Origin of the sequence: Actinomadura physcomitrii, from assembly GCF_008923205.2 — a bacterium.
Lineage (GTDB): Bacteria > Actinomycetota > Actinomycetes > Streptosporangiales > Streptosporangiaceae > Spirillospora > Spirillospora physcomitrii.
Map to the genome: position 1 here is coordinate 14721 of NZ_WBMS02000004.1, position 15011 is coordinate 29731.

The 15011-nt window shown below is 71.9% G+C and carries 16 protein-coding genes and 1 pseudogene; 6 read left to right on the forward strand and 11 right to left on the reverse strand.

Translation table 11 applies throughout. The features are described from left to right. Positions 1-56 precede the first annotated feature (56 nt). Both F8568_RS50220 and F8568_RS06025 read left to right on the forward strand, forming a co-directional pair. Entirely contained in the window at positions 57-1028 is a 972-nt protein-coding gene (locus F8568_RS50220) for an ATP-binding protein (protein ID WP_328600742.1), read from the forward strand. A gap of 388 nt (positions 1029-1416) precedes the next feature. Further along, positions 1417-2118: a DUF6082 family protein gene (locus F8568_RS06025; RefSeq protein WP_151592294.1), complete on the forward strand. Its 702-nt coding sequence runs from the start codon at positions 1417-1419 to the stop codon at positions 2116-2118. 68 nt (positions 2119-2186) lie between these two features. Here the strand turns inward: F8568_RS06025 and F8568_RS06030 are convergent, their stop codons facing one another. From F8568_RS06030 to F8568_RS06040, 3 genes are all read right to left on the reverse strand, one after another. Beyond that, the gene (locus tag F8568_RS06030) at positions 2187-2843 is read right to left on the reverse strand and encodes a class F sortase (protein ID WP_160573530.1); all 657 of its coding nucleotides are present in this window, start codon (positions 2841-2843) and stop codon (positions 2187-2189) included. 34 nt (positions 2844-2877) lie between these two features. Beyond that, positions 2878-3570, reverse strand: a complete 693-nt coding sequence (locus F8568_RS06035; protein WP_151592298.1) for an SH3 domain-containing protein — start codon at positions 3568-3570, stop codon at positions 2878-2880. 325 nt (positions 3571-3895) lie between these two features. Next, positions 3896-4375 (reverse strand): hypothetical protein, encoded by a 480-nt coding sequence (locus tag F8568_RS06040; protein ID WP_151592300.1) that lies wholly within the window; start codon positions 4373-4375, stop codon positions 3896-3898. Positions 4376-4683: 308 nt separating this feature from the next. On the opposite strand from F8568_RS06040, the gene F8568_RS06045 reads away from it, so the two are divergent. Next, the gene (locus F8568_RS06045; protein WP_160573531.1) at positions 4684-5454 is read left to right on the forward strand and encodes a creatininase family protein; all 771 of its coding nucleotides are present in this window, start codon (positions 4684-4686) and stop codon (positions 5452-5454) included. Here the strand turns inward: F8568_RS06045 and F8568_RS06050 are convergent. The 8 genes and pseudogenes from F8568_RS06050 to F8568_RS06085 all read right to left on the reverse strand — a co-directional run. Next, a pseudogene (locus F8568_RS06050) lies at positions 5443-6213 on the reverse strand (lysylphosphatidylglycerol synthase transmembrane domain-containing protein); the annotation flags it as partial. The gene F8568_RS06045 and the pseudogene F8568_RS06050 overlap by 12 nt on opposite strands. Beyond that, positions 6210-7007, reverse strand: coding sequence for a class I SAM-dependent methyltransferase (locus F8568_RS06055; protein ID WP_160573532.1), 798 nt, complete (start codon positions 7005-7007; stop codon positions 6210-6212). The gene F8568_RS06055 and the pseudogene F8568_RS06050, both read right to left, overlap by 4 nt. Beyond that, positions 7004-8071: a glycosyltransferase family 4 protein gene (locus tag F8568_RS06060; protein ID WP_151592302.1), complete on the reverse strand. Its 1068-nt coding sequence runs from the start codon at positions 8069-8071 to the stop codon at positions 7004-7006. The genes F8568_RS06055 and F8568_RS06060 overlap by 4 nt, the downstream gene beginning before the upstream one ends. Beyond that, positions 8068-8466 carry a 6-pyruvoyl trahydropterin synthase family protein gene (locus F8568_RS06065; protein WP_151592304.1) on the reverse strand — a complete coding sequence of 133 codons (399 nt, stop codon included), beginning with the start codon at positions 8464-8466 and terminating at the stop codon, positions 8068-8070. The genes F8568_RS06060 and F8568_RS06065 overlap by 4 nt, the downstream gene beginning before the upstream one ends. 48 nt (positions 8467-8514) lie before the next feature. Continuing rightward, on the reverse strand, positions 8515-9495 hold the full coding sequence (locus F8568_RS06070; RefSeq protein ID WP_151592306.1) for a zinc-dependent alcohol dehydrogenase: 981 nt from the start codon (positions 9493-9495) through the stop codon (positions 8515-8517). Beyond that, complete coding sequence (locus F8568_RS06075) at positions 9452-10240, reverse strand: CDP-alcohol phosphatidyltransferase family protein (protein ID WP_151592307.1); 789 nt, start codon at positions 10238-10240, stop codon at positions 9452-9454. Before F8568_RS06075 ends, F8568_RS06070 begins: the two co-directional genes overlap by 44 nt. Continuing rightward, complete coding sequence (ribA, locus tag F8568_RS06080; protein ID WP_151592309.1) at positions 10237-10902, reverse strand: GTP cyclohydrolase II; 666 nt, start codon at positions 10900-10902, stop codon at positions 10237-10239. The genes F8568_RS06075 and ribA overlap by 4 nt, the downstream gene beginning before the upstream one ends. Positions 10903-11069: 167 nt before the next feature. Then, entirely contained in the window at positions 11070-11549 is a 480-nt protein-coding gene (locus tag F8568_RS06085; RefSeq protein WP_151592311.1) for a nucleotidyltransferase domain-containing protein, read from the reverse strand. A gap of 199 nt (positions 11550-11748) precedes the next feature. On the opposite strand from F8568_RS06085, the gene F8568_RS06090 reads away from it, so the two are divergent. The 3 genes from F8568_RS06090 to F8568_RS06100 are packed head-to-tail and all read left to right on the forward strand — an operon-like array spanning position 11749 to position 14956. Next, entirely contained in the window at positions 11749-13098 is a 1350-nt protein-coding gene (locus F8568_RS06090; RefSeq protein ID WP_151592313.1) for an ABC transporter substrate-binding protein, read from the forward strand. 5 nt (positions 13099-13103) lie between these two features. Next, on the forward strand, positions 13104-14129 hold the full coding sequence (locus F8568_RS06095; RefSeq protein ID WP_151592315.1) for a carbohydrate ABC transporter permease: 1026 nt from the start codon (positions 13104-13106) through the stop codon (positions 14127-14129). After that, positions 14126-14956 carry a carbohydrate ABC transporter permease gene (locus F8568_RS06100; RefSeq protein ID WP_151592317.1) on the forward strand — a complete coding sequence of 277 codons (831 nt, stop codon included), beginning with the start codon at positions 14126-14128 and terminating at the stop codon, positions 14954-14956. The genes F8568_RS06095 and F8568_RS06100 overlap by 4 nt, the downstream gene beginning before the upstream one ends. Positions 14957-15011: the final 55 nt, after the last annotated feature.

Below are 15011 nucleotides of genomic sequence, written 5' to 3' on the forward strand. Positions count from 1 at the left end.
CTAACCCCCGAGCGCCAATCCTGTGAAGCGGATCACACACGAACAGGACGGCGACCATGAACGATCAAGTACCGACCCTCCAAGTGCATAAATCAGGTGAAATCCGGATGACTCTACTCGCGGTGGAGTCTTCGGTCGCACTCGCTCGCGAAATCGTCCGTTACGCGCTCTACAACTGGGGCTACGGCCGATCCCTGGCGGACGACTCGATCCTCGTCATGAGCGAAATCACGACAAATGCAGTCGTTGTGGCCCGCGGTCAGCACATCCGGATTCGCATCGCCACGCACAACGGCGCACCCCTGCTCGAGTGCTGGGACCCGGTCCCAGAACTCCCGCTGCACCGCGACGCCGACGCAGAAGCAGAGAACGGACGCGGCCTCACGATCATCGCCGCCCATGCCAAGGACACGGGCGTCCGACCGTCCGCCACCGGCCAGGCAAGATCATCTGGGCCCTCATGCCGCCTGCCGACGCCCATCCACCACCATGACCCCTATGGCCTCTCACGCAGCCCGGAGCATCCAGGCCCCAGATCTCCGCAAGCCTTACTCCGAGGCAAGGAGGCTATAACCACAGGCCCGAGAAACCCCAAGCCCCTCACCAGAGGGCCGCCCAGCACAACCCTGGTTTCCAACTCCACAGATCACCGTCCAGGCATCTCCAGCTCAACTCGTCCACCAAAGGCACCTCTTGTCGCTTTTGCTCCGCGATGCGAGAGTTTCAGCGCAGTGTCGGCGACCGGAAGCGAGTGCCTCATGACGAGACCATGGGAAGCGGACCATCAAGCGGAGTTCCGGCGGAGGCTGGGCAAGACTGCCGCGGAAGTCGGCGACAGCCGCACCACGCAGGACTGCCCCGAGATCTGGGAGCTGGACAACGGCGACATCGCGGTGATCGGCCGTGACGCCACGGCCGCATATGCCGGCCGACTTCCATCCGGAGTCAGCATGGGCGCCGACGAGCGCCTCGTGATCATCTCAGGACGTCTGCTCTCGGCCGCCAAGCCGGACATCCGCGACGCCTGACCCCCGCCGAACGACGTTCACTTGCGGCGTGTCGTCCTTATCAGCGCCGTTTTAAGGACGACTCGCCGCAACTCAACGTCGACGGGCGAGGAGGTGGTCGAGGGCGGCGCCAGCGAGGGTGAAGGCACCTCCGGCGAGCAACGCGGCGACCATCGGCACCCTGCCCGGCTTGACGGCTCTGCAAGCACCACCCGACTGCCGCTGATCTGCGCCACAAAGTTCGCTAAGATGCGATCACATCACGTCCTACACTCATACTCACCACCTAATCCCCCATTCGTCACACAAAACACAATAAGCCAGTTTCCAGCCATTCAGCATTCGCAACGCATTTCGATTTTTCCGCGATCGAGGGTCCGTCGACCGCGAATCCACTTATCATTTGCGCATGCCCCTCAGTCGCAGCAAACGTGCTACCGGAAGCGCGTTTCTCTCAGCGCTCGGCGCACTACTCGTCATCGGCCTCGTCGTCACTCTCGCATTCAGTACGGCGATCATCTATCAAGAGCGTTCAGGGCACAGCGGCAATCGCTACGGCCTGGCGTGTATGGCTGCCTTCGCCGTCGCCGCTCTCGCAGGCGTCGCTGCCTTCCTCGTCATCCAAGCGCGCAGCGTCCGAATCACCAGAGAGGAGGCTCGGCGCATCGCGATTGCGGAGCTGCTCAAGATGGCGATGGACGATCCGGCGCTGGACGAGGCGTGGGGGCCGGTTCCGGAAGGCGAGGACCGGACGGCCCGCCGGCAGCTCATGTACATCAACATGATCGTCTCTGAGTGGCAGATGTCGTACGAGACGAAGGCCCTCCCAGAAGTGCGTCTGCGAGCCATCTCCCGCGAGATGTTCAGCGGCCGTCCCGGACGCGCCTACTGGCAGGAGGCCCGCCAGGTTCGTTTGAAGACGTCCGCCGACAAGCGGTCGCGCCGCTTTCACGAGATCCTGGACGAGGAGTACCGCCGAGCCCCCGCTCCCCCGCCCGAGACTCGGCGCTCCCGCCGCCGTCCGTGGGCGCTCCTCGCCGCCACAGCTGCCGGCGCCCTGGCCCTGGCCCCCATCCTCCGCCGCGCCCTGACCCGGCGCGGCACACGCTGAGATACCTGACCACGTGCGGCGGCCCCGGTTCCGCGCGGTTCGCGCGCGGGACCGGGGCCGTTGCCTGGTCAGCCTTCTGCGTGGGCTCCCTGGGCGGTGCGCTGGGCACCGGGGATCAGGGACGCGTAGACGATGATGTTGTCGACGTAGTGCCCGCGCCGGTGGTCGAACCTGCCGCCGCACGTGATGAGGCGCAGCTCCGGCCCGCCCTCGCGTCCGTAGACGCTGCCGGTCGGGAACTTGTCCTTGTCGACGCGCTGGATGCGGTCGATGCGGAAGGCGGGGACGGTCCCGTCCTTGCGGACGACCTCGATCCACCGTCCCGGACGGAGCGCGCCGAGCTTGTAGAACACGCCCGGCTGGGTCTTGGAGTCGACGTGGCCGACGAGGACGCTGCGGCCGTTCTCGCCGGGCGTCGGCCCCTCCTGGTACCAGCCGACCTGGTCGACCCGGCTGAGCGGCGGCACCTCCAGCTCCCCGTCCGACTTGGTGGAGACCCGGATGACCGGGGCGTCCACCTTGATGGACGGGATCCGGACCCGTTCGGGCACCGACGGCGCGAGCGCCTGCTCCGGGTTCGGCGCCGTGACGTCGGGCGCCTTCTCCACCAGGTTCGACGAAGGCGGCTGCGGCGGCGCGTCGGGGCCGGTCAGCCGGAACCCGACCACGCACATGGTGGCCCCTGTCGCGATGAGGACGGCGGCCAGCCAATACCACAGATGCATTGGCCGGCCGCTGCGCCTTGCTCTGCTCATCGGCTCAGGAGAGCTCCGGCGCCCTGCGGCGGAACGCCGCGATCGCGACCCCGCCGCCCAGCGCGATGACGCCAAGGCCGGCGCCGGCCAGCAGCGGGTTGCCGGACGCGGCGGAGGTACCGCCGGCACCGGCCATGACACCGCCGCGAGCCGAGCGGATCGGCTTCAGGTACGCGCCGAAGGACCACTTGCCGACCTGGTTCGCCGGCACGCTCTGGCGGAGCGCCCGCCAGCCGGCCTCGCTGGCCCGGCAGTCAGCCGTGATGTGCTGGCCGCGGTGCAGCTGCGGCGGCGAGGTGTTGTATCCCGTGCTCGGGCCCGTCCGAACGTTCAGCCTGCTCGCGGTGACCTCGTACCGGCAGCTCCGGCCGCTGTGGCTGAGCAGGCGCAGGTACTGGCCGGAGACCCACTTGCCGACCTGGTTCGAGCGGAGCTGGTGCCAGCCCGACTGGCTGGTGATGCAGTCGGCGCCGAGGTGCTTGGCGTGCTGCAGCGGCGGCGGCACCGTCTCCCACCTCGTGCCCGGGCCGGTGCGGACGTTCAGGGCGCTGGCGGTGACCTGGTAGCGGCAGATGGCCGGCGCGGCGGCCAGGTGCGGCGTGGCCGCCGCGTCGGCCGTGCCGGTGGTCAGCAGCATCAGGCCGCCGGCGGTCCCGGCGACCGCGAGCGCCATGCCAGTGCGCGCGCTTGAGCTCATTCTTCCCCCAACTAGTGATCTTGTTGATGCCGGAGGTGTCCGACTTCGTCGTGATCAAGCTGCCCCTAGTGCATTAGGCGCATGCCGTCGTGGTCGCAAACGTTGGGGATAGCGATCGGTCGGCAGATCGAAATTCTCATTGTCGGACGACAAAGCGGAGTTCTATCTCGCGCGACAATGTCCGCTATCATCGACAATGCGTTCATGCATGGCAAGGACGGAAATTCCCCCATTTTCGGGAGGCGGGTTCCCCAGGCCGCGCGGCGGCCGGCCGGTACCGCGAGGGTGCGTCGGCCGGCCGCTGCGAACGGCTCGAAGGTGCGGGTCAGGAGAGGCCCTTGAGCCGGCGGCGACGGGCCGCGACGGCGAGGCCGCCGCCCAGCGCGATCGCGCCGAGGCCGGCCCCGGCCAGCATCGGGTTCGCCGCAGCGGAAGTGCCGCCGGCACCGGCGGAGGCGCCGCCACTGGGGCTGATCGGCTTGAGGAACTGCCGGAAGACCCAGCCGTGCAGCTGGTTCCTCGGCACGCCCTCGTGCAGTTCGACCCAACCGCCGTCGCTCGCCTGGCAGTCCGCGCCGATGTGCAGGCCGAACTTCAGAGGCGGCGGGATGAGCTTGCCGCGCGGCGTCTCGTGGACGTTCAGGCCGCTCCGCGCGATGACCTCGTACCGGCAGATGTCGCCGGCGCCGACGGGGCCGCCGTGCGGCGCGGTGGCCGCCAGGGCGGCGCCGCCGCTCAGCAGGGTCAGGCCGCTCGCCGCGCCGGCCACCGCGAGCTTCACGCCATTTCGCGCGCTTGTCATCATACTTCTCCCCGAACTAGTGATCTTGTTCTTTGCCGGAGGTGTCCGACATCGTGTCGTTGATCACAGTTCCCGATTGATTTCTGCCGATGTCGCACTGATCGCAAACATTGGGAACAGCGTGGGGCGCCGATCGTGAAGTCCGCGTCGGAGTAGTCCCAAGCTAAGATCTTCTGCGGCCGCCAGAAGCCCAGATAATGGACATGCTGATCATGTACGGCAAAGACGATAAGCAATACGAGTCGCGACGATCAGGTCATCCGGCGGGGTCCGCGGTCCCGGGCCGGGCGCGGGCGTGGCAGGGTGGGCGCATGCTGCCGACGCACACGAGCACGGAGGAACGGGACGACGCCCGGGTGGCGCTGCTGCCCGTCGGGAGTTTCGAGCAGCACGGGCCGTTCCTGCCGCTGGCCACGGACACGGTGATCGCGTGCACCGTCGCCGACGCGATCGCCGAGCGGTATCCGGTGCGGGTGCTGCCGCCGGTGACGATCTCCTGCTCGCACGAGCACGCGGGCTGGCCCGGGACGGTCAGCATCTCGGCCGCGACCCTGTACGCGGTGGTGCGGGACGTGGCGGAGTCGCTGCGCAAGGCGGGCGTGCCGAAGCTGGTGCTGGTCAGCGGGCACGGCGGCAATTACGTGCTCGGGAACGTCGTCCAGGAGTCGGGCGGCGCCATGGCGCTGTTCCCCGGATTGGACGAATGGGAGGACGCGCGCGCCGCCGCCGGAATGGCGACGTCCGGCATCTCCGACATGCACGCCGGGGAGCTGGAGACGTCGATCCTGCTGCACGCGCACCCGGAGCTGGTGCGGCCCGGGTACGAGGGCGCCGACCACCTCGCCGACGACCGGCGCCACCTGCTGACGGCCGGGATGGCGGCCTACACCGCGTCCGGGGTCATCGGGCGGCCGTCACTGGCCTCCGCCCGCAAGGGCCGGGACGCGCTCGCCGGCCTCGCCGAGGCGTTCGGGAGCTGCCTCGCCGTTCTTGACCAGCAGGGCGAGGGCGCCCGGCAGCGCGGACACGAAGGTCAGCACGCCGTAGACGACGGAGATGGTGAGGCCCTCGGCCGAGCCTAGGCCGGCCGCACCGAACGCCAGGGCGGTCACGGCCTCGCGCGGTCCCCAGCCGCCGACGTTGATCGGCAGGCCCATGACCAGCAGCGCCAGCAGCAGCAGCGGCAGCAGTTCGGTGACGGGCGCGTGCGAGCCGGCGGCGCGCGCGGCGACGACGAACAGGGCGAGGTGCCCGGCGAGCGCCGCGGCCGACAGCGCCGCGATGCCCGGCCAGGCCGCGAGGACGCCGCGGGCCTCCGCGAGCGCGGCGGCGACGGCGCGGTGCCGCCAGCGGGCCAGCGCGAGCAGGACGCTCAGCACCAGCGCGGCCGGGATCAGCGCGGGCGTCAGCGCCGCCAGCAGCGACGGGCGGGCCGGCAGCACGGCCAGGCACGCGAGCACGAGGACGATCTGCCCCGCGGCGCGTTCCAGCACGACCGCGCGGACGCCGCGGCCGACGTCCCCGGCGCGGTGGCCGTGGCTGACGGCGCGGTGCACGTCGCCGAGGACGCCGGCGGGCAGCACCGCGTTGAGGAACAGCGCCCGGTAGTAGGCGGTGACGGCGCCGGACAGCGGCAGCGGGAGGCCGAGCCGGCGGGCGATCAGCCGCCAGCGGGCCGCGGCGCACACGGTGCTGACCAGGCCGGCGGCCAGCGCCGCCGCGATGGACGGCCCGTCGACCGCCTTCAGCGCGGCGACGAACGCGGACGTGCTGTGCCACCACAGCAGCCCGGCGAGGATCGCCAGGGCGGCGGCGACGCGCAGCCAGGGACGGAGCTTCACGTGGTTCCCCCGGGGAGTGCGAGCAGGTCGATGTGGTGGATCTCGGCGGTGAGGCGGCCGGCGGCGCAGTCGGCGAGCCGGCGGCGCAGGTACTCGGCGGCGGGTTCGGCGAGGTCGGGGCGCTGCTCGACGGCGGCGCCGACCCAGCCGCGCAGCCATTCGGCGGCCAGCTCGGCGCGGTCCGGGCCGAGCCGCCACAGGCTGGGGCGGGTCTGGACGGACGCCCCGCGGCGGCGGAACGCGGTAGCGGCCGCCGCGGCGGCGTCCGGTCCGAGCAGCCCGTCCCGCCGCTGGTGGGCGTCGAACGCGGCGCCGATCTCGGCGTCGAGCGGGTCGTGCGGGACGATCCGGACGCGTCCGGCGACGGTGAGGGTGAGCAGCGCGGGGCAGGACGCGGCGGCGGCGATCCCGTCGACCTGCTCGGCGGTGAGGACGTCCAGCAGCGCGGACGCGGTGACCAGGGACGCGCCGACGAGGTCGGCGGCGCGCAGGTCGGCGAGGTCGCCCTCGCGGGTCTCGAGGGTGGCGGGCGTGCCGTCGGCGGTGCGGTAGGTGTTGGCGCGGGCCTCCTCCAGCAGCGCGGGGTCGCCGTCGAACAGCACCCAGTGCTGGGGGCCGGGCAGGCGCGGGGCGAGCCAGCGGCCGAGGGCGCCGGTGCCGCAGCCGAGGTCCCAGATGACGAGCGGCTCGCCGGCGGGCAGGCGGGAGCGCAGCGGGGCGAGCAGCTCGCCGGCGCGGGCGGCGGCGTCGGCGTCCTCGCGCAGCGCCAGCCAGGCCGGGGCGAAAGCGGTCATGGTGTCTCCTCAGCGAGTCCGTCCAGGACGGCGGCCATGCGGCGGGACGTCTCGTCCCAGCCGGACAGGGTGTCGCGGCGCCGCCGGGCGGCGGCCCGCAGCCGGTCGCGCAGGCCGGGGTCCCGCAGCCAGCGGCGCAGGGCCGCGGCGAGTGCGGCGGGGTTGTCCGGGGGGACGAGCATGCCGGGGACGGTGCCGCCGGGCGCGTGCCCGAGGGTGCCGGGGACGCCGTCGACGTCGCTGGTCAGGACGGGGGTGCCGCGTGCGAGCGCCTCGGTGACGACCATGCCGTAGGTCTCCGAGCGGGTGGGCAGGACGGCGAGGTCGGCGGCGTCGTAGGCGGCGTCGAGGGCGCGCCCGGTGAGGGGCCCGGAGAGGTCGACGCGGTCGCCGAGGCCGTGCCGGTCGATGAGCCCGCGGACCCACGCGGTGTGGCCGGGGTCGCGGTCGAGGGGCCCGGCGCAGAGGCACGTCCACGGCAGGTCGGCGACGCGGCCGAGGGCCTCGGCGAGGACGTCGTGGCCCTTGCGCGGCGTCATGGACGCCACGCACAGCAGCCGGGACGCCCCGTCGGTGCCGGCGGCGAGCGGCGCGGGGTCCACGCCGGGCGGCACGGAGTGCACCCGGGCGGGATCGAGACCGTGCTGCCCGATCAGGCGCTTCATCGCCCACTGGCTGGTCGCGACGACCGCGGCGGCGGCGCGCAGCGTGTCGCGTTCGAGGGCGTCGAGATGCGCGTCGCCCTCGTCGACGAGCGGCATGTGGACGAGCACGGCGAGCCGCAGCCGGGACGCGTGCGGGACGACGACGTCCGGGACCCCGCACGCGACCAGGCCGTCCATCAGCACGGTGGTGCCGTCGGGCAGGTCGGCCAACGACCGGTCGAGCTGCGCGCGGGCCCCGGTGCCGGGCCGCGGCCAGCCGCCGGGCGCGGTGATCTCCCGGACGGGCCGTCCCGCGGCGGCGAGCCCCCGGCAGAGCCGCCGGTCGTAGACGTTGCCGCCGCTCGGGACGTCCGGGTCGTCGATGCCGCCCGGGACGACGAACGCGACGCCGGAGGTCATAGCGCCCGCTCGTAAGTCGCCCACGCGACGTGCGACTCGCGCAGCGTCACCTCGATCCCGGACAGCCCGCGCGCGCTCTCCCCCATCGCCCCGGCGTGGATCCGGTCGGCGAGCCGGTCGGCGACGACCTTCGCGAGGTACTCCGTCGTCGTGTTGACCCCGGCGAACTCGGGTTCGTCGTCCAGATTGCGGTAGTTCAGCTCCCGCAGCACCTCGCCGAGCTCGCGGGTGGCGAGCCCGATGTCGACGACGATGTTGTCGGCGTCGAGTTCCGCGCGGCGGAACGTCGCGTCCACGACGAAGGTGGCGCCGTGCAGCCGCCGTGCCGGTCCGAAGACCTCGCCGCGGAAGCTGTGCGCGACCATGAAGTGGTCGCGGACGGTGATGCCGAACAAGTGTGCCCTCCCTGTTGCCGTGCGGTTCCTGCGAGCAAAGCGTTCGTGCTAGCCGTGCGGATAGTCGATCCGGTGGCAGAGCGCGGGCGTCTCCCCGCTCGCCAAGCGGGCCATGGCCTGGGGAAGCTCCTCGAAGGGGCTGTTCCCCGTGATCAGCGCGTCGAAAGCCGGAGCGGCGAGCAGCCGCAGCGCCAGCGCGAGCCGGTCGCCGAACGCGCGGCGGGACCGCCGGGCCGGCGCGACCATGCCGACCTGGCTGGCGCGGACGGCGAGCCGGCGCGAGTGGAAGAACTCGCCGAGCGGGACGCTCACCTTCCGGTCCCCGTACCAGCTCAGCTCGATCACCTCGCCCTCGGGCGCGAGCAGCTCCAGCGACCGGGCGAGCCCGTCCTCCGTCGCGCTGGCGTGGAAGACCAGGTCCCGGCCGCCCTCGGCGTCGCCGGGCAGCGCGAACGAGACGCCGAGCGCGCGCGCCGTGCCCGCCCGCGCCGGGTCGACGTCGACGAGCTGGACGTCGCATCCCGGCAGCCCGGCCAGGACGCCCGCGACCGAGCAGCCGACCATGCCCGCGCCGACGACCGCGATCCGGTCGCCGACCAGCGGCGCCGCGTCCCACAGCGCGTTCACCGCGGTCTCCACCGTCCCGGCGAGGACGGCCCGCTCGGGCGGGACGCCGTCCGGCACCGGGACGACCGCGCCCGCCGGGACCACGTAGCGGGTCTGGTGCGGGTAGAGGCAGAACACGTGCCGCCCGGCCAGCTCCGGCGGGCCGTGCTCGACGACCCCGACGTTCAGGTACCCGTACTTGACCGGCCCGGGGAACGCGCCGTCCTGGAACGGCGCCCGCATCACCGCGTACTGGTTCTCCGGGACGCCGCCGCGGAAGACGAGCGTCTCGGTCCCCCGGCTGACGCCCGAGAACACCGTCCGGACGACGACCTCGCCGGGCCCCGGCTCCGGCAGCTCCACCGGGCGGATCTCCCCCTCACCGGGCGACCGGATCCAGAACGCGCGCGCGTCGAGCTCCATGAACCCCCCTTCCCCGGCGGGCCCGGCGGTGCCGGGCCGCCAGCGCCAGCACGTCCCGTCCGAACGACCAGGCCAGCAGCGCCAGCGCCGCCGCCGTGAACACCGCCGCGTACGGGACGGCGCCGGACGCGGCGGCCGTCAGCACGACGCCCTGCACCACCGCGACGGCCTTGCGCGCGAAGCTCGGCGGCAGCGGCGCCCGCAGCCACGGCAGCGCCCACGACGCCGCGACGAACGCGTACCGCATCGTCCCGATCGCCAGCACCCACAGCCCGGCGACCGCCGCGACCTGCACCGACAGCACCAGGATCAGCAGCGCGTCGACCTCCATGTCGAAGCGCGCGCCGAGCGCGGAGGTCGTCCCGGTGCGGCGCGCGACCTGGCCGTCCACCCCGTCCAGGACGAGCGCGGCGGCGGCGAGCGCGACCAGCGCCCCGGCCGGCCCGCCGTCCACGAGCCGTCCCGCGACGAGCGCGGCGACGCATCCGACGAGCACGACCCGCACCAGCGTGACGTGGTCGGCGGGCCGCAGCGCGCGCCGCCCCCGGAACGCGAACTCGAGGACGCCCCACGCGGCGAGCGCGTAGCCGATGCCGACGGCGAGGCCCACCGCGCCCGGCCGCAGCAGCGCCACGGCCGCCATCTGGACGCACGCCGCGCCGGCCAGCTCCCATGCCCGCCACACCACGGGCCCGCGCCATCCCGTCCGGAGCACGGGGCGCGACACCGTCATCGGCCGCGTCATCGGCACGCCTCGCCGGCGTCGACCGCGGCGGCCTGCGCGGGCACCACGCCGTCCAGCTGCGGGAGGTCGTGGCCGAGGCGGTCGCGCTTGGCGGTCAGGTAGCGGATGTTGTCGTCGCTGACCGGGACGAGGAGGGGGACCCGGGCGGCGACGTCGATGCCGTAGGACCGCAGCGCGCTGACCTTCGCGGGGTTGTTGGACAGCAGCCGCACCGACCCGACGCCGAGGTGGCGCAGCACCCGGGCGGCGGGCCCGTAGTCGCGGGTGTCGACCGGCAGCCCGATCGCGGTCGCGGAGTCGACGGTGTCGAGCCCCTGGTCCTGCAGGATGTGCGTGCGGATCTTGGCCACCAGCCCGATCCCGCGGCCTTCGTGGCCGCGCAGGTAGACCAGGACGCCGGCGCCCTCCCGGACGACCGCGTCCAACGCCGCGTCCAACTGGTCGCCGCACTCGCAGCGGGTGGCGCCGAAGATGTCGCCGGTCATGCACTCGGAGTGCATCCGGACGAGGACGCGCGCGCGGCCCGCGACGTCGCCGCGGACGAGCGCCATGTGCTCGTTCCCGTCGACCGGGTCCCGGAACGCGACGGCGCGGAACGTGCCGCGCCGCGTTCTCAGCTCCGCCTCCGCGATGTCCTCGCTGTCGATGCCCTGGTCGTGCATCTGCCCCTCCTCGGCTCGTGATCACCGTGCTCCGCAGCGATCGGTACGCAGCGGGCGCGGCGTGCGGTCGCGTCCCCGGCAATGAATCTGCCCGCGAATCATTCAGGCTCTGAATGGATCCTTCGGGCCGTTACACCGACTGGCACGGAGGGGAGGTACCCGAGGGTTCAGCGAATTCGCGCGCGGACCACGAGGTCGTGCAGGGCGCGCCGCGCCATGACGTGCTTCCACTTCGGCTCGCCGCGGTTGCGCAAGTCGCCTTGCAGCTTGCGGAACTGCGCGTCGGCGTAGCGGAGGAAGGTGCGGTGCGCGTGCCGGGACAGGAACGCGTCCCGGACGGCCAGCAGCTCCTCCCCGACCGGCGTGACCGTCTCGACGATCGGCGACCACAGGCACTCCAGCACGGTCGGGTTCGCGGCCAGCGCCAGCTCGCAGAACCGCTCGAGCTCCCACGAGAACTGCTCGGGCAGCGGGCCGTCCAGATGGGTCGGCGGCTTGGTGAATCGCCAGAACAGCGGGGCCGGCGCGGCGAACACGCCGCGCCGGTCGGTGTCGCTGCCGCCGGTCGCGAGGCCGTAGGCGCGCGAGCCGGTCACGACCGACAGCACGGTGTGGTCGCGGACGAGCCGGAGATCTTCGGAGGTCACGGACGAAGCCTGGCGCAGCCGCCCGCCGCCGCGCCACCGGGTTTGGCCGGCCGCTGCAAGGGGTTACAGCCTGGCAACGAGCTTGCAGAAACTTTCTGCAAGCTATTTACGAGGCTGCAAGCCGTTGCTAGCGTCCCGGTCCAGCCACCCCAATCCCGGACCTGCGGGGCGACGTCCGCGCCCCGCGAAGGAGGACCCCATGCGGCGCATCCCCCCGATCGGCGCCCCGAGAACCACCGGCCCCCTCGTCACCGGCCCCCTCGTCACCGGAACCGTCGTGTGCGCCGCCCTCGCGCTCACGCTCTCCGCGTGCGGCGGGGACGGCGGAGGCGGCTCGGACGGCGCCGCGAGCACGGCGAGCCTCACCGGCCGCGGGCCCATCACCTTCGTCACCGGCAAGGACCGCTCCGGCTACCTGCAGAAGCAGCTGGACGGTTGGAACGCCGACCACCCGAAGGAGTCGGTCCGGGTCATCGAGCTGCCGGACGAGCCGAACGACCAGCGCCAGCAGATGATCCAGAACGCGACGACGAAGTCCGACGCGTACACGGTGCTGAACCTGGACGTGGTGTGGACCGCGGAGTTCGCCGCGAACAGGTGGCTGACGCAAATACCGAAGGACAAGGTGGACCTGTCGAAGATGCTGCCCGCGACCGTCACGACGGGGCAGTACCGCGGCAACCTGTACGCGGTGCCGTCCACGTCCGACGCCGGGATGCTGTACTACCGCAAGGACCTGCTCGCCAAGGCCGGGATCTCCGCGCCGCCGAAGACCTACGCCGAGATGTGGTCCGACTGCGACAAGGTCCAGAAGCTGCCCGAGGGCAAGGGCGTCGACTGCTTCTTCACCGAGGTCAACAAGACCGAGAGCATCACCATCAGCGCGGTCGAGGCGATCGGCAGCGCCGGCGGGTCCATCGTCGGCGCGGACGGCAAGCCGACGCTGAACACGCCGCAGGCCGAGCAGGGCCTGGAGTTCCTGGTCGGCGCCAAGAAGGACGGCCGGATGCCGAAGGAGGCCGTCACCCTCGACACCGAGGGCGGCCGCCGCTACTTCCAGTCGGGCAAGCTGCTGTTCCAGCGGCAGTGGCCCTACCAGTACGCGCTCGCCGACAAGAGCGACGGCTCGTCGAAGGTCGCGGGGAAGTTCGCCGTCGCGCAGCTGCCCGGCCCGAACGGCCCCGGCGTCGCCAACCTCGGCGGCCACAACCTCGCGATCTCCGCGTTCGCCAAGAACAAGGCGACGGCGCTCGACTTCATCCGCTACCTGACCGGTGAGCAGTCGCAGCGCGCGAACCTCCTCGCCACCTCGCAGGCGCCGACGCTCGCCTCGCTGTACGACGACCCGGAGATGACGAAGAAGTTCCCGTACCTTCCGGTGCTGAAGCAGGCCATCACCAACGCGAAGCCGCGCCCCGTCGCGGTGAAGTACGGCGACGTCACCGCCGCGATCCAAGGCGAGGTGTACGACGCGGTGACCGGCAAGAAGTCCGTCGACCAGGCGCTGACCGACCTGCAGGGCAAGCTCGGTCCCCTGACCGCGCAGTGACCGGCATGACCACCACGTACGACGGCACGCCGCCCGCCGCGGACACCGCCGCGGCGGGCGCGGCGCGCCCGGGCGGGCGCGACGTGCAGGGCACGAAGCGGCTCGCGGCGCTGCTGCTGTCCCCGACGCTGCTCGTGCTCGCGCTGGTCATCGGCTACCCGGTGCTCGCCGGGTTCCGCGAGTCGCTGTACGCGCGCGGCGAGGGCCTGGACGCGAACGGGTTCGTCGTGCAGGGCGAGCGGTTCGCGGGCCTGGACAACTACACCGCGATCTTCCACGGCGACCGCGGCGACGCGTTCTGGAACGCGTTCGGCAACACGACGTTCTTCACCGTCACGACCGTCGTGCTGGAGACGGTGATCGGCGTCGGGATGGCGCTGATCATGCAGCAGGCGTTCCGCGGCCGGGGGCTGGTGCGGGCGAGCATCCTCGTCCCGTGGGCGATCCCGACCGCGATCTCCGGCCTGCTGTGGCGATGGATCTTCCAGGCGGACGGCGCCGCGAACGCGGTGCTGCGGCACCAGATCCTGTGGACCGCCGACGGCTTCCAGGCCAAGATCGCCGTCGTCATCGCCGAGGTCTGGAAGACCTCCCCGTTCATCGGGCTGCTCGTCCTCGCCGGCCTGCAGATGATCCCGCGCGAGGTGCACGAGGCCGCGCGGGTGGACGGCGCCGGGCCGCTCCAGCGGTTCAGGCGGATCACGCTGCCGCTGGTCAGGCCCGCGCTGCTGGTCGCGGTGCTGTTCCGGATGCTGGACGTGCTGCGGATGTTCGACCTGCCCGCCGTGCTGATCGGGGTGAACCAGAAGTCGGTGGAGACCCTGACGATGATCGCCTGGTTCGAGGCGTCCAACCTGCGGTACGGGTCCGCGGCGGCGTACGCGACGATCCTGTTCCTGTACATCGCGCTGATCGCCTACCTGTTCGTCAAGCTGCTCGGCGCCGACATCATCGGCGAGGCGCGGCAGCATTCGAAGCGGACCCGCAGGAACCGGCCCGTCAAAGGGCGCCGGAAGAAGGTGACCGCATGACGGGCTCCCTGCCGAAGCGGGTGCTGTCCTACCTCGGCCTCGCCGTCGTGGCCGCGTACTGCCTCGCGCCGTTCTACTGGATGGCCGTGTCGGCGTTCCGGCGGCCGCAGGACCAGTTCGACAACTCGATCGTCCCGACGCGCTGGTCGTGGGAGAACTTCCACGCGGTGTTCTCCGGCGACAACGGCTTCGGCCGCGCGCTGCTGAACAGCCTCGTCGTCGCGGGCTGCACCACCGTGCTGACCCTGCTCATCGGCACGTTCGCCGCGTACGCGCTCGCCCGGCTGGACTTCCGGTTCAAGAACGCGGTGCTCGGGCTGATCGTCGCGACCACGATGTTCCCGGGGATCTCGCAGCTGGTGCCCTTGCTGAAGCTGTTCACGGACATCAAGTGGATCAACACCTACCAGGCGATGGTCCTGCCCAGCCTGGGGTTCGCGCTGCCGCTGTCGGTCTGGCTGCTCACCGCCTTCTTCCGGCAGCTGCCCTACGAGCTGGAGCAGGCCGCGATGGTCGACGGCTGCACCCGCGGCCAGGCGTTCCGCAAGATCATCATTCCGCTGGCTGCGCCCGGGGTGTTCACCACGGCGATCCTGACGTTCATCGCCGCGTGGAACGAGTTCCTCATCGCGCTGTCCATGGTCAACAAGAAGGAGATGCAGACCGCCACCGTGGCGATCTCCAAGTTCACCGGCGTGTCGGGCTTCGACCAGCCGTTCGGCACCCAGATGGCGGCGGGGGTCATCGTGACCGTCCCCCTGATCGCCGTGGTGCTGGTCTTCCAGCGCCGCATCGTCGCCGGCCTCACCGCCGGCGGCGTCAAATAGACCGGCACGTTGAACAGACCGGCACGTCGCGTGCATCCGGCACGCACCCGAACCG

What these genes read in the sequence shown, in the direction of transcription:
- F8568_RS50220 (WP_328600742.1), top strand. Translation starts at nt 57, where the DNA reads ATGAACGATCAAGTACCGACCCTCCAAGTGCATAAATCAGGTGAAATC.
- F8568_RS06100 (WP_151592317.1), top strand. Translation starts at nt 14,126, where the DNA reads ATGACGGGCTCCCTGCCGAAGCGGGTGCTGTCCTACCTCGGCCTCGCC.
- F8568_RS06075 (WP_151592307.1), bottom strand. Translation starts at nt 10,240, where the DNA reads ATGACGCGGCCGATGACGGTGTCGCGCCCCGTGCTCCGGACGGGATGG.
- F8568_RS06060 (WP_151592302.1), bottom strand. Translation starts at nt 8,071, where the DNA reads ATGACCTCCGGCGTCGCGTTCGTCGTCCCGGGCGGCATCGACGACCCG.
- F8568_RS06095 (WP_151592315.1), top strand. Translation starts at nt 13,104, where the DNA reads ATGACCACCACGTACGACGGCACGCCGCCCGCCGCGGACACCGCCGCG.
- F8568_RS06045 (WP_160573531.1), top strand. Translation starts at nt 4,684, where the DNA reads ATGCTGCCGACGCACACGAGCACGGAGGAACGGGACGACGCCCGGGTG.
- F8568_RS06055 (WP_160573532.1), bottom strand. Translation starts at nt 7,007, where the DNA reads ATGACCGCTTTCGCCCCGGCCTGGCTGGCGCTGCGCGAGGACGCCGAC.
- F8568_RS06035 (WP_151592298.1), bottom strand. Translation starts at nt 3,570, where the DNA reads ATGAGCTCAAGCGCGCGCACTGGCATGGCGCTCGCGGTCGCCGGGACC.
- F8568_RS06070 (WP_151592306.1), bottom strand. Translation starts at nt 9,495, where the DNA reads ATGGAGCTCGACGCGCGCGCGTTCTGGATCCGGTCGCCCGGTGAGGGG.
- F8568_RS06025 (WP_151592294.1), top strand. Translation starts at nt 1,417, where the DNA reads ATGCCCCTCAGTCGCAGCAAACGTGCTACCGGAAGCGCGTTTCTCTCA.
- F8568_RS06040 (WP_151592300.1), bottom strand. Translation starts at nt 4,375, where the DNA reads ATGATGACAAGCGCGCGAAATGGCGTGAAGCTCGCGGTGGCCGGCGCG.
- F8568_RS06090 (WP_151592313.1), top strand. Translation starts at nt 11,749, where the DNA reads ATGCGGCGCATCCCCCCGATCGGCGCCCCGAGAACCACCGGCCCCCTC.
- F8568_RS06030 (WP_160573530.1), bottom strand. Translation starts at nt 2,843, where the DNA reads ATGCATCTGTGGTATTGGCTGGCCGCCGTCCTCATCGCGACAGGGGCC.
- ribA (WP_151592309.1), bottom strand. Translation starts at nt 10,902, where the DNA reads ATGCACGACCAGGGCATCGACAGCGAGGACATCGCGGAGGCGGAGCTG.